This is a genomic window from Pseudomonas moorei (assembly GCF_008801475.1).
Lineage (GTDB): Bacteria > Pseudomonadota > Gammaproteobacteria > Pseudomonadales > Pseudomonadaceae > Aquipseudomonas > Aquipseudomonas moorei.
On the sequence record NZ_VZPP01000001.1, the window covers coordinates 454120 to 466985 of the forward strand.

At 57.9% G+C, this 12866-nt stretch carries 11 protein-coding genes; 8 read left to right on the top strand and 3 right to left on the bottom strand.

Features of this window, described 5'->3' with window-relative positions; translation table 11 throughout:
- Positions 1-79: 79 nt before the first annotated feature.
- The 5 genes from F7R06_RS02235 (at position 80) to F7R06_RS02255 (ending at position 5308) form a co-directional block, all read left to right on the top strand.
- A complete protein-coding gene (locus tag F7R06_RS02235; protein ID WP_090321888.1) occupies positions 80-571 on the top strand; it encodes a VOC family protein in 492 nt (163 codons plus the stop codon).
- Entirely contained in the window at positions 568-1788 is a 1221-nt protein-coding gene (locus F7R06_RS02240; RefSeq protein ID WP_090321885.1) for an FAD binding domain-containing protein, read from the top strand. The genes F7R06_RS02235 and F7R06_RS02240 overlap by 4 nt, the downstream gene beginning before the upstream one ends.
- Before the next feature lie 31 nt (positions 1789-1819).
- Positions 1820-2182 (top strand): DUF485 domain-containing protein, encoded by a 363-nt coding sequence (locus tag F7R06_RS02245; RefSeq protein WP_090321882.1) that lies wholly within the window; start codon positions 1820-1822, stop codon positions 2180-2182.
- On the top strand, positions 2179-3834 hold the full coding sequence (locus F7R06_RS02250) for a cation acetate symporter (protein WP_090321879.1): 1656 nt from the start codon (positions 2179-2181) through the stop codon (positions 3832-3834). Before F7R06_RS02245 ends, F7R06_RS02250 begins: the two co-directional genes overlap by 4 nt.
- A gap of 136 nt (positions 3835-3970) precedes the next feature.
- Positions 3971-5308, top strand: coding sequence for an OprD family porin (locus F7R06_RS02255; RefSeq protein WP_090321877.1), 1338 nt, complete (start codon positions 3971-3973; stop codon positions 5306-5308).
- Positions 5309-5537: 229 nt separating this feature from the next.
- Here the strand turns inward: F7R06_RS02255 and F7R06_RS02260 are convergent, their stop codons facing one another.
- From F7R06_RS02260 to F7R06_RS02270, 3 genes are read right to left on the bottom strand one after another with little or no spacing between them, the layout of a single operon-like run.
- Positions 5538-7793 (bottom strand): xanthine dehydrogenase family protein molybdopterin-binding subunit, encoded by a 2256-nt coding sequence (locus tag F7R06_RS02260; protein ID WP_090321874.1) that lies wholly within the window; start codon positions 7791-7793, stop codon positions 5538-5540.
- Positions 7790-8254 carry a (2Fe-2S)-binding protein gene (locus F7R06_RS02265; protein ID WP_090321871.1) on the bottom strand — a complete coding sequence of 155 codons (465 nt, stop codon included), beginning with the start codon at positions 8252-8254 and terminating at the stop codon, positions 7790-7792. Before F7R06_RS02265 ends, F7R06_RS02260 begins: the two co-directional genes overlap by 4 nt.
- 5 nt (positions 8255-8259) lie before the next feature.
- A complete protein-coding gene (locus F7R06_RS02270; RefSeq protein ID WP_090321868.1) occupies positions 8260-9525 on the bottom strand; it encodes a cytochrome c in 1266 nt (421 codons plus the stop codon).
- A 286-nt stretch (positions 9526-9811) separates the two neighbouring features.
- Between F7R06_RS02270 and F7R06_RS02275 the strand changes: the two genes are divergently transcribed.
- Genes F7R06_RS02275 through F7R06_RS02285 form a run of 3 tightly spaced genes read left to right on the top strand, consistent with a single transcriptional unit; the run spans position 9812 to position 12802 of the window.
- Complete coding sequence (locus F7R06_RS02275; RefSeq protein WP_090321865.1) at positions 9812-10456, top strand: DsbA family oxidoreductase; 645 nt, start codon at positions 9812-9814, stop codon at positions 10454-10456.
- A 37-nt stretch (positions 10457-10493) separates the two neighbouring features.
- Complete coding sequence (locus F7R06_RS02280; protein ID WP_090321862.1) at positions 10494-11606, top strand: alkene reductase; 1113 nt, start codon at positions 10494-10496, stop codon at positions 11604-11606.
- A gap of 53 nt (positions 11607-11659) precedes the next feature.
- The gene (locus F7R06_RS02285; RefSeq protein ID WP_090321860.1) at positions 11660-12802 is read left to right on the top strand and encodes an FAD binding domain-containing protein; all 1143 of its coding nucleotides are present in this window, start codon (positions 11660-11662) and stop codon (positions 12800-12802) included.
- Positions 12803-12866: the final 64 nt, after the last annotated feature.

Below are 12866 nucleotides of genomic sequence, written 5' to 3' on the forward strand. Positions count from 1 at the left end.
TGCGGCTATTTACTTCAATTTCGTCAGGCCTTACTGTTTATCAACCGATAAATAAATACAAAAAAACGTTGGAGGCATCATGCAAGTCCGAAAACTCGCTCATTACTCGATCCGGTCGTTCGACCTGGAGAAGTCCAGCCAATTTTATGAAAGGGTGCTCGGTTTCACCCCCGGCTACCGGCCGCCGTTCGACTTTCCCGGCGTGTGGTTGTACATGGGAGGGGACGAGCAAGATTTTGGTACGGTCCACATTATCGGGATCGATCCCTCCAACCCCGAGGGTCTGCAGAAGTACCTCGGCGACAAGGAAATCCCGCTGAAGGGCACTGGAACCGTGGATCACATTGCGTTTCTGGTAACAGGCCTGGTTGAGTTCTGGGGTGTCCTGGAAGTCGAAGGCATCGCCTGGCGTGATCGCACGGTTCCGAGCCTGGGCCTGCATCAGGTCTTCATCGAAGACCCTTCCGGCGTCACCATCGAACTCAACTTCCCGGCCTCCGAATTTGAAGCCGTCGGTTCCTACGCCGCCCATGCCGCCCATGCCGCTGGGGCTGTGGAGGTGCAGCCATGACTCATATCTCGGACAAACGTCGCGCTATCGTCGTGGGTGGTTCGCTGGGTGGTCTGTTTGCGGCGAACATGTTGCTTCGCAAGGGTTGGGATGTAGAGGTCTTCGAGCGTGTGCCGGATGAACTGGCCGGACGTGGCGCTGGGATCGTTACACACCCTGAATTGTTCGAAGCAATGGCCGCAGCGGGCATCCCGCTGGATGCGTCGGTAGGTATCGATGTGCTGTCGCGCGTCACGTTGGACCAGGACGGCGATGTCGTACTCGAGAACGCGCTGCCGCAAACCCTGACGGCATGGGGGAAGATGTACCAGGTGCTTCGCGGCGCGTTTCCAGACTCGCTCTATCGTAGCGGTGGCAGCGTCGTCTCGGTCGAAAGCACAGAGTCCCACGCCAGTGTCACATTGGCTGATGGCACCACTCATCAAGCCGACATCATTATCGCTGCCGATGGATTTCGCTCGACGATTCGCCAGCAGCTTCTGCCTGACTTACACCTGCAGTACGCCGGCTATATCGCATGGCGCGGCTTGGTCGACGAAGCTGTTCTTTCCGACTCCGCTCACGCATCGCTCTTCGATAAATTTGCGTTCTGTCTACCTCCGCGCGAGCAGATTTTGGGGTATCCGGTTGCCGGACAGTCGAACAGCACCCATGCAGGAGAGCGTCGGTACAACTTTGTCTGGTACCGCACCAGCGGCGACGATGAGTTGAAGGATCTGCTCCGGGATGAGAGCGGCAAGCAGTTTGAAGGTGGAATTCCTCCGGCACTGATACGCCGTGATGTGCTCGCCAATATGTATAAGTCCGCCGATACGCTACTGGCGCCGCAGTTTGCCGAAGTCGTGAAGAAAGCAACGCAACCGCTGTTCCAGCCGATTTACGACCTGGAAGTACCGAAGATGAATTTCGGACGCATCGCCTTGCTCGGCGACGCTGCATTCGTGGTCCGTCCCCATTGCGGTATGGGTGTCACCAAGGCGGCCGGTGATGCCTTGGCCATCGTCGAAGCACTTGAGCGTCATGCATCCGTTGAAGATGCCCTGGCGGACTATAGCCAACAACGTTGCCGTTTCGGCGCCTCGATCGTTCAGCACGCCAGGCATCTTGGCGCGTATATGCAGGCGCAATTGAAAAGCGAGCAAGAACGCGAAATGGCTGAGTTGTACCGGACTCCAGAAGCCGTGATGCGCGAAACGGCAGTGCCCGTGAAGTTTTAATTCAGTTACACGTCCTTCGCAGGAGAGAACCATGGAACATGCATATCCGCAAGCCGGTGGCCCGGCCGTGTCCGCTGAACAGCTTGAAGACACTCTTCAAAATCCGATTCTGGAAAACCCGCAGTTTCGTGCATTGGTCAAACAGCGACGAATATTCTCGTGGAGCATGACGGCTCTCATGCTGGCGGTATATTTCGGTTTTATTCTTTCGCTGGCCTTTATTCCTTCCCGCCTGGGTACACCGATCACCGAAGGCCAACCCATGACGTGGGGCGTGCCGATTGGTTTCGGAATGCTCGCCTTTACGGTGCTTCTCGTGGCTGTCTACGTATGGCGCACCAACACCTGCTATGACCCCAAAATAAAAACAATCATCAGGAGCTTCAACAAATGAAGCGTCTTCTTATTGCACTCTCGGCCGTCCTTGGTTCGGCAACCGTATACGCGAGCGATGTCCCTGCCGCAGTGCCCAAACATAACTCCATTGCCATAGGCATGTTTCTGGCGTTCGTCGTGTTCACTCTATTTGTCACACGATGGGCCGCGCGCAAGAACAATAGCGTTGCCGATCACTATGCCGCAGGGGGGAAAATCACCGGGTTCCAGAATGGTTGGGCCATAGCCGGAGACTACATGTCCGCAGCGTCTTTACTGGGCATCTCCGCGTTGGTGTTTACCAGTGGTTTCGATGGACTGATTTACTCGATCGGCTTTCTCGCCAGTTGGCCAATTATCCTGTTTCTGATCGCGGAGCCTCTGCGCAACCTTGGGCGCTACACCCTGGCGGACGTTCTGTCCTACAGGCTGAAGCAAAGACCCATACGGGCTTTTGCGGCGTCCAGCTCCATCGTGATCGTGTTGCTTTACCTGGTGTCGCAACTGGTTGGCGCCGGCAAACTGGTGGAACTGCTGTTCGGCTTCGATTACACCGCGGCCGTACTGCTCGTCGGCACGCTGATGGTCATCTATGTTTTCTTTGGCGGGATGCTGGCAACCACCTGGATTCAGATCATCAAGGCCGTGTTACTGCTGACCGGCTGTGTCTTCATGGCGTTCATGGTGTTGTCCGAGTTCGGATTCAGCCTGAACCAATTGTTCACTCAAGCCACCCAGGTTCATCCATCCCATGGCGCAATCATGAGCCCCGGAGGTTTGATCACCGACCCGGTATCCGCCATTTCCCTGGGGTTGGCACTGGTCTTCGGTACGGCGGGTCTTCCACACATTCTCATGCGGTTTTTCACCGTCGGTGACGTTAAAGCCGCGCGCCAAAGCATTCTTTATGCTTCCGGTCTTGTAGGCATCGGGTATGCGCTGATTGTGATTATCGGCTTCGGCACCATCGCCCTGGTGGCGAGCAATCCGGCCTATCACGATGCATCCGGTGGAATATTGGGTGGCGTTAACATGGTCGCGATTCACCTTGCCCATAACGTCGGCGGTAATGTCTTCCTCGGATTCATGTGTGCGGTGTCGTTCTCGACGATATTGGCGGTGGTGGCAGGGTTGACCCTGGCGGGCTCGTCAGCGGTTTCTCACGACCTCTATGCCCATGCTTTGCGCCGTGGCACCGCCACCGACGGTGACGAAATGCGCGTCTCTCGTGTGACGACCATCGTACTGGGTGTGTTGTCGATCCTCCTGGCGATTGCGTTTGAAAAGCAAAACATCGCCTTCATTGTGAGCTTAACGTTCTCCATCGCCGCCAGTTCCAACTTTCCGGTGCTGTTGTTATCGATCTACTGGAAAGGCTTGACGACCCGTGGCGCCGTGATTGGCGGATCGCTGGGACTCGTCTCGGCCATCACCCTGTGCATTCTGAGTCCAACCGTTTGGGTCAAGATCCTTCATCATCAGCAAGCCTGGTTCCCTTATGAATATCCGGCCCTGTTTTCAATGGCCATCGCATTCATCGGTATTTTCTGGTTTTCCATGACCGATCGCTCCGCCAGTGCCATCAGTGAACGCAATCAATTCGAAAATCAGTTGGTCGACTCTGAACTGGGTACGCCGGCAACATGGAAGTCCCAGCTCAAGGCGGATTGATCCCGGTAGTGGCTGTCTTCATTAAATAACTTCTGAATAACGGCGCTCATGCTGCCTGTGCGGCTGGGGCATGTGCGCCTGAAAAACCGCTGAACCGTGAATACAAAAACAATAACCACAACTTGAGTGCTCATAAATGAAAGGTACTTTGACCCTTGCGGCTGCCCTGTGTGTATTGGCGCAGCAAGCCCATTCGGCTGGTTTCATTGATGATAGTAAGGCAGCGCTTAAATTGCGTAATTACTATATCAACAGCGATTATCGTGATTCCGCTACACCCGCGCAGAAAGCCGCCAATCAAAGTTATCAAGCGGAATGGGGACAGGCTTTCCAGTTGGAATATATCTCCGGATACACCCAAGGGCCTGTAGGCTTCGGTGTCGATGCGTTAGGCATGTTGGGTGTCAAGCTCGATTCAAGCACTGGTAAACATGGCAATCCAACGGGTAACAACTTCGGAGGCGTAGTGTTTCCAAGCGACGGCGACCATGCGGTTGACGATTTTTCCAGTTTGGGATTGACCGGGAAAGTGAAGATATCCAGGACCGAGTTGAAGCTAGGCACTCTGGTCCCGAAACTGCCGGTTATCTTCAGCAATGACGGGCGTCTGCTGCCGCAAACCTGGCAAGGGGCCCAGGTGACCTCCGCGGACATCAAGGACCTGACCCTGACAGGAGGGCAAATTGACGGGGTCAAGGGGCGTAACTCCAGCAATAACGAAAACATGTCCATTGCGGGTGCCAACAACCCTGTCACCGGGCGCTTTAGTAATAAATTCCTTTATGCGGGCGGAGATTACAAACTGAGCAAAGATCTGACCTTGCAATATTATTACGGCAACCTTGAAGACTTTTATAAGCAACACTTTCTCGGGCTGACTCATAATTGGGCCATCGGTTCGGGCGTTCTGACCAGCGATCTTCGATATTTCAATAGCCGGGACGATGGTGCAAACGGTCATGACCCTGCGTACTTTACGACAGGCTACTACGGCGGTAATACGATAAAAGGCAAAGTCGACAACAACCTGTTCAGTGGACTATTGACCTATGCCGTTGCCGGTCACACCTTCGGAGCCGGCTATGAGGTCAGCAACGGAAAAAGCGATTTCCCTTATTTAAACCAGGGTGACGGTCCGTCCACTTACACCATCACGGAAATGCAGGTTCAGAAGTTCGTGCACGCGGGCGAGAAGTCCTGGCAAGCACGCTACGCCTATGACTTCGCGACACTGGGCTTGCCTGGTGCGACGGCGGGGGTTGTATACGTTAAAGGAGATGACATCAATACCATCGCGTCCAGCCATTCCAGTGAGTGGGAACGCGATATAACGCTGGCCTATGTCGTGCAATCGGGACCGTTGAAAGGGGTTAGCCTCATGTGGAAAAACGCGATGGTGCGAAACAACATTCCGAACACTCGGCAACAGGATGAAAACCGGATCATCATTAATTACCAATTGGCATTGTTTTAAGCGGTATTCGGTAGAGTGGAGTTGAAACTATATTTAGCGGGTTAACTGCCCGCTTAACCGACAGGCAGCGCTTTAAGAAGTGTTGCGTGTACATGCCGTTCTCTTCCAACGGCATGTTTTATAGAAGAGAAACATTTCCCTTGAATGGGGTAGGGCGGTGCGAGTGATCCTCCACCGCTTTTTTATTCCAAGTGTGCGACAGCCGAGCGATTCAGACCGTCAGGACCGCTCACGATCCCAACGCATCCTGCCAGCCTCGTCGAGCCAGTGGCAAATCGAGCAAACGCTTGCCGGTGGCATCCTTAATGGCATTACCCAGCGCTGCGGCCATAGGGCCCTGGACGATTTCCGCAGCACCGAGAAATGGCTGGTCCGGCTGATCGAGCATGTGGATCTCGACCTGCTTCGGCACCTCGGGAAAACGCATGATCGGATAGCCACTCCAATCAAAGCTATGCAGGCCACTGGCGTCATAGAGGATTCGTTCATAGAGCGTCCAGCTGGCGGACTGCACGATGCCGCCCTGAATCTGATTGAGCAGCCCATCGGGGCTGACAATCTGACCCACATCGACGGCCGCCACCACCCGATCAATCGTCACTTGCCCGGTCTGGCGCTGCACATGCAACTGCACGGCAATGGCGCAGTAACCCATGATGTTTTTATAGCGGGCGAAGGCGAATCCGATTCCGCTGCCAGGGCCTGTTGCTTTTTGCGGCCAGCGGAACGCACTGGCCACCCGATCCACCACCGCCCGTGCACGTGGATCGCTCAAGTGATTCCGGCGAAATTGCACCGGGTCCACAGTGGCCCGGGCCGCCAGTTCATCCACCGTGCTTTCGATGGCGAACACGTTGATATGGGCACCCAGCGAACGCATGGCCGAGGTCCTGAACGGCATGCTCAGCACAAAATTCAGGTCAACCTGCAGGTTGGGAATCTCATACAACGGAACCGCGTTACGGTCGCCGTCACCCTCGGGTTGGGCGATCGGAACCGAAGGCGCAGGGGTGAAGGGTTTGGCCAATAGCCACGCCGGCAGCAGGCGCCCGGCATTGACGATGCGTTCGTTGTGCGGAGTGCTCCAGAGTTCGTATTTCCAGACACGCAGACGGCCGCTGTCGTCCAGTCCCGCTTCGACTTCGGCCAGCATTGCCGAGCTGTAGGGCTCCCAGAGATTTTCCTGTTCGCGCATCCATTGCACCCGTATGGGTTTGCCAGGCAGGGCCATGGCGATCAACGCGGCATCGGCGGCAGCGTCATCGGCGCCGTTGTGACCATAGCAGCCGGAGCCTTCAGCATGGATGCAGCGCACCTGCTGCACGGGCAGCCCCAGCATCTCGGCAATGCCATTGCGCAGCGGATAAACACCCTGCGTATGGGTCCAGACGGTCAGCGTCCCATCCTTGAACCACGCCACCGCACAAGACGGTCCGATGGAACCGTGCATCAGGTATTGCTTGGTCACCCGTGCCTTGTACCCACGGGACTCAGGTTGCGTGAGGTGACCCTTGGCGCTCACCGGGTAGCGCCGCGCTGGCAGCTCGGTAAGCAGTTGATGGATGTGTGTCGAGTCAGGTAGCGGATTACCTTCGGTCCAGCGGGCAGCGGCGTAGCCTTCGCGCATGGCCTTGACCGCCAGCCACTCATCGGTGGCGACCACAGCGAGGTAACTGCCGTTGCGGACCAGCTTCACCACACCGGGCAGTTTGTTGAGGGCGGCCTCGTCAATGTCCAGTAGCTGACTGCCGCGCCGGGGAGGACGTATCACGCGGGCATGCAGCATGTCCGGCAGGCGTATGTCCTGCACATAGGCCGCACCTCCGCTGACCTTGGCCGGGATGTCCAGCCGAGGCAATGACTGGCCGATCAGGGTGAAGCTGCTGGCTGGCTTGAAGGGGGAACTGGCCGAGGCGAAGCGATGCAATTGAACCCCGACCACCGCTTGTACGTAGGTCATGCTGCGGCCTTGACCATCGTGGATCACCGCGTCCCGTGTGCTCAGGCTGTCGATGTTGGATTGCCATTGGCGTGCCGCGGATTCGAGTAACAACTGACGCACCTGGGCCGCAGCGTTGAACAGTGCAGTACCGCTGTCGACTATGGTATGGCTGCCGGCGGTGTAACCCTCATTGGGCGTCAGCGCAGTGTCGGCCGTGAGAAAACGAATGAGACCCGGTGACACTTCCAGGCGTTCCGCGGCGATCTGCAGGAGCGCGGTCTTGACGCCAGTGCCCAGTTCCACTTTGCCGGTGTAGACGGTAATGCCGTCTTTCGCATCAATGCGGATCCAGGCGTCCAGATACGGCGTGGCCCGCAGGCTGCCGGGCAAATCAGGCGCCAGGATCGCCGTACCCAAGGTGTCCACTTCGGTGTCGGCGAAGGCTCGCGGGATACCCGGGAGCATGGCGAACCCCATCACCAACGCGCCGTTTATCACAAAGGCGCGGCGGCTCAGATCGACGCTTTGCGTTGAGGACTTCATACCTTGGCTCCCTGCGCGATGACCGATTTGATGGCGGCGAGGATCCGCACATGGGTGCCGCAGCGGCACAGGTTGGGCGCCATGTGGCGACGAATCGTGTCATCGTCCGGATGAGGGTTTGCCTCCAATAGAGCCTGCGCCCGTACGATCATCCCCGCGATGCAATAACCACACTGGGCTGCCTGCTCGTCGATAAAGGCTTTCTGCAACGGCCCCGGTTTGTCGGCACTGCCCAGGCTCTCCACGGTGCGCACGGACTTGCCCTCCAGCGCGCCGCAAGGCGTCAGGCATGAAAACACCGGTTTATCGTTGACTAAAACGGTGCAAGCGCCGCACTGACCCAATCCGCAGCCGTATTTCGCGCCATTGAGCCCAACCTGGTTGCGCAGGGCATACAGCAGCGGCATGTCTTGCGGGATGTCCAGTTCATGTGTCTTGCCGTTGATGTCGAGTGTGATCACGGTGGCTACTCCTGAGCTCGAATGCTCTTGATTGTCTTGTCGAGGTCCGTCCAGGGTCTGGTCGGGCAGCTCTCGTTGCGCAAGTACTCGGCGATGGCGGCGAGGTGGGTGTCATCCAGACTGTCGGCGAAGCCAGGCATGTAGTGGCTGGAGTCGGAGGTGGACATCGGGATGCCCTGCAGGACGGTCTGGATCAGGTTTCGTGGCGAGTCCGCCATGACTGCGCTGGTGCTTGCCAGCGCAGGCCTCGATTCAATGGCGCGCATGGGGGCGGCGGCGCCATGGCAACTTGCGCAGGCACCGTCGAACAGCGACGCGCCCGGCAAAGCCTTGGCAGTGGAGTTGGCCACAGGCGGGCAGGGCGGTGACGTCGCGACCGAGGAGGATTGCTTGAGGTCGAGAATATAGTGGGCGATGGCCTGGGCATCTTCGGCCGGCAATTGCGCGATGCTCAGGCTGACCGGCAGCATCGGGCCCGCCGCCGCACCGTGATCTTCGGCGACCTTGCCCGTGAGATAGGCGACTAGCTGGGTTTCATTCCAGGGGTGTTGCGCTTCGGCCATCCCGCGCAGCGAAGGGGCGGTCCAGCCGTCGACGATACCGCCGTTGAACAGCTCGCTGCTCTTTTCGCCGCCAATCAGATTCAAGGGCGAATGACAGGACGAACAGTGTCCCGCGCCTTCGACCAGATAGCGTCCGCGGTTCCATTGCGCAGACCGGTCGGGAAGCGGTTCCAGCGGATCCCCATGCAGGAACAGCAAGTTCCAGAACGACACCAGCGCACGGAAGTTCATGGGGAAAACCATATGGTTATCAGGTGCGGTGTATTTGACCGGGTCCACGCTCATCAGGAAGGCGTAGGCATCCGCGATATCGGCATCACTCAACTTTCGGTAATGCACGTAGGGGAAGGCCGGGTAGAGGAAGTGACCGTCGCGGGCGATGCCTTCACGCATGGCTCGTTCAAAGGCCGGCAGCGACCACTTGCCGATACCGGTTTCCCGGTCCGGGGTGATGTTGGTGGTGAAGAGTGTTCCGAAGGGCGTGATCAATGGCAAGCCGCCCGCCATGTAATCGCCTCCTGGTCGCGTGTGGCAGACCGCGCAGTCGCCCGCTTCGACGATGCGCCGGCCTCTGTCCAGGGATTCGCGTCCAGCGCTCTGAGGCGGGCTGACAGCAGCGATTTCCGGCCTCCACATCATCCAGAGCGCGAACCCTGCCCCCACCACGCCAAGCGCCAGAACGGCACCGATGATCGTCTTGCGCTTCATCGCCTTACCTCTCGAACCGAGTGAACGACAGATCTTTCAATCCGCCGCGTGCGATTGGCGTACGGCGACTTTCAGCTCGGTGAGCTTAGACAGGGCGCTTGGGATCGAGTAGCCCATCAAGGCGCAACGCTACATTGCGCTGGGCGCAACGACGGCCATGAGCCGACGCGCAGATCACCCCAGCGTTGCGTGTTGCGAAAAGCAACGTTGCGCGGCAGGTGGATACTCCGGCGGGCGTCGGACGCTTACCTTGGGGGTGTGAAAACATTCAACCACGGAGGCCGTCATGAGTGTGCACTCAACCACTATTCAGGTGACTTACGACTTCATCTGCCCATGGTGCTGGATCGGTGAGGTGAATCTCGAACGCGCACTGGCCGCGTCGGGTTATTCAACTGACCGTCAAATCAGTTTCCTGCCTTACCAATTGAACCCGGACATGCCTGTTCAAGGCGTGGATCGCAAAGCCTATCGTTCGGGCAAATTTGGCAGTTGGGCGCGCAGCCAGGCCATGGACGCGCAGGTCACCCACGCCGGCAAGGCCGTTGGTCTTGGTTTCCATTATGAGCGTGTCGAAACAACCCCCAACACCCTGGCAGCGCATCGCTTGGTATGGCGCGAGCAACAGGCGGGTAAAGACGCTTCATGCCTGGTCAAGGCCATTTTCAGGGCTTACTTCGGCGAGGGGCGGAATATCGGTGACCTCAATGTGTTGGCCGATATCGCTGGCGAAACAGGACTGGACCGGAAGGCCATTGTCGACTTTCTCAACACCGATGCAGGCACGGCTGAAGTCTTGAAGCTCGAAGCGCAAAGCAAGGCGTCCGGGGTGCGCTCGGTGCCGAGTATCCAGATTGCGGGTGACGTGATCAGCGGCGCGCAACCCAGCGAAATCATGATTCAGATACTGAAACGAAACCAGGCCGCTTGAGCCGCTTGTTCAATCCCGATCCCTACAGGAAATCATCATGTCCCATCACTTGTTCAGCCCAATCAAACTCGGTCAACTGGACCTCAATCACCGTGTCGTCATGGCCCCTCTGACTCGCTCGCGGGCGGGGCAGCCCGGCAACGTACCGACATCGATGAGTGTCGAGTACTACCGTCAGCGCGCCAGTGCCGCGTTGATCATCACCGAGGCGACCCAGATTTCGCAGCAGGGTCAGGGTTACGCCTGGACGCCGGGCATCCATAGCGACGAGCAGATTCAGGGCTGGAAAGCGGTCAGCGATGCTGTGCATGCAGAGGGCGGGCGCATTTTCCTGCAGCTCTGGCATGTGGGGAGGGTGTCACACCCGGTGTTTCAACCCGACGGCGGCTTACCGGTAGCACCGACCGCGCAGCCGGTCCCCGGCAAGACCTTTATCCTCAATGAGAAAGGTGAGGGAGTTTGGGGTGATGTACCTGTCCCTCAGGAACTGGACATTAAGGGGATCGAAGCGATCGTTTCCGACTTCCGCCAGGCCGCGCGCAATGCGCTTGCGGCCGGAATGGACGGTGTGGAAATCCACGCGGGCAATGGCTACCTGCTGGACCAATTCATCAACAGCGACAGCAATCAGCGGAGCGATCGCTACGGTGGAAGTATTGAAAACCGTGCGCGGCTGCTGCTCGAAGTCGTGCAGACGGTGACCGAAGAAATAGGTGCCGAACGCGTTGCCGTACGCCTGACACCGATGGGACGTTTCATGGGGATGGGCGATGACACCCCGGAACAGACCTTTGGCTACATAGCTTCGCGGCTCAATCAATGGAATCTCGCGTACCTGCACCTGGTGGAACCGATGATGGTCGGCACGGTGCTCGATGAAAGTAATGATCCGCGCTGGGACGCCATCATCAAACAGCTGCGTGCTGACTTCCACGGTGTGCTGATGCTGGCGGGCGGTTACACCGGAGAAACCGCTGAACAGGCCATCGCGCAGGGGCGTGCCGACCTCATCGCTTTCGGTCGCCCGTTCATTGCCAACCCCGACTTGCCGGCTCGCCTGCGCGGGCGTACCGAACTCAACCCGGCGGACGGCAACAGCTTTTTTGGCGGCGACGCCAAGGGCTACATCGACTATCCGGCGCTGGCATAACGGAGCTCAAAACCGGTTGGTTCGGGAATCACCACTTCGCAAGGAGAAAGGTAATGAAGAGTCCGGATAGTCCGAAGGCCCTGGTCATCGGTGGTTCACTGGGCGGCCTGTTTACCGCCACGGCGTTGCGGGCAATTGGCTGGCAAGTCGATGTTTTCGAGCGATCCCCCGCGGCAATGGATAGCCGTGGCGGTGGCATTGTTCTGCAAGGGGATGTCTTGCAGCATTTTCGCTATGCAGGCATCCAGCATTCCCGTGCGCTGGGTGTCCGGTCCCATGATCGTCTGTATCTGGATCGAGCCGGTACCGTCGTACATAAAGAACCGATGCCGCAAACGCAGACGTCCTGGAACACACTGTACGGCTCATTATCTTCTGCGTTTCCTGCCGAGCATTATCACCGTGGCAAGACGCTGGTGGATCTGGCTCAGAATGAGCACCGAGTGACCGCTTTTTTTGCCGATGGCAGTCGTGCCGAGGCAGACCTGCTGGTCGGGGCCGACGGTGCCGGTTCATCCGTGCGCAGCATGGTGTTGCCCGGGGCACAACCTGGCTATTCGGGCTATGTGGTTTGGCGTGGGCTTGTTGATGAGGATCGACTTACAGACTTCGCCAAGACGCAGCTTTACGAGGATTTTGTCTTTCAACAGGACCCTGGATCGCTGATGCTCGAATACATGGTGCCGGGTTTGAATGGCTCCGTTGAGCCTGGCGAGCGACGGTTCAACTGGCTATGGTATTTGAAAGCCACGCAAGGGCCGGAGCTGGACGCCGTACTCACTGATCGCGACGGCCTGCGGCGTAGTCACTCCATTCCACCAGGGGCGTTGGCGGCGGATCAGGAGGCTTACATACGGGAAATTGGCGAAAGGCATGCAAACCCGGCTTTTCGCGAACTGATTCGCCAGACCAAGGACATTTTTGTCCAGGCGATTCTTGATCTGAATGTTCCACAAATGGTGTTCGGACGAGTGCTGTTGACCGGCGATGCCGCTTTTGTACCGCGTCCTCATACCGCCGGAAGCACGGCCAAAGCGGCACGCAATGCATTGTTCCTGGCTCAGGCAATCGACGACATTGGCGACCTCGATAAAGCCCTGCAGGCCTGGCAAAGCCAGCAACTTGCAGAGGGCAGGCGCATGGGCGACTGGGGGGTGAACATGGGTAATCGGATCATGGGCATCACGCCATCCTGATTCAGCGGCGCCTATCGACTTTAATCCACGACTGATTGAGCACAGCCATGCAAGACGTACGACG

Bases quoted from the DNA above. Each gene is read 5' to 3' on its own strand.
- F7R06_RS02255 (WP_090321877.1), top strand. From the start codon at position 3,971: ATGAAAGGTACTTTGACCCTTGCGGCTGCCCTGTGTGTATTGGCGCAG.
- F7R06_RS02240 (WP_090321885.1), top strand. From the start codon at position 568: ATGACTCATATCTCGGACAAACGTCGCGCTATCGTCGTGGGTGGTTCG.
- F7R06_RS02235 (WP_090321888.1), top strand. From the start codon at position 80: ATGCAAGTCCGAAAACTCGCTCATTACTCGATCCGGTCGTTCGACCTG.
- F7R06_RS02250 (WP_090321879.1), top strand. From the start codon at position 2,179: ATGAAGCGTCTTCTTATTGCACTCTCGGCCGTCCTTGGTTCGGCAACC.
- F7R06_RS02270 (WP_090321868.1), bottom strand. From the start codon at position 9,525: ATGAAGCGCAAGACGATCATCGGTGCCGTTCTGGCGCTTGGCGTGGTG.
- F7R06_RS02280 (WP_090321862.1), top strand. From the start codon at position 10,494: ATGTCCCATCACTTGTTCAGCCCAATCAAACTCGGTCAACTGGACCTC.
- F7R06_RS02275 (WP_090321865.1), top strand. From the start codon at position 9,812: ATGAGTGTGCACTCAACCACTATTCAGGTGACTTACGACTTCATCTGC.
- F7R06_RS02245 (WP_090321882.1), top strand. From the start codon at position 1,820: ATGGAACATGCATATCCGCAAGCCGGTGGCCCGGCCGTGTCCGCTGAA.
- F7R06_RS02285 (WP_090321860.1), top strand. From the start codon at position 11,660: ATGAAGAGTCCGGATAGTCCGAAGGCCCTGGTCATCGGTGGTTCACTG.
- F7R06_RS02260 (WP_090321874.1), bottom strand. From the start codon at position 7,793: ATGAAGTCCTCAACGCAAAGCGTCGATCTGAGCCGCCGCGCCTTTGTG.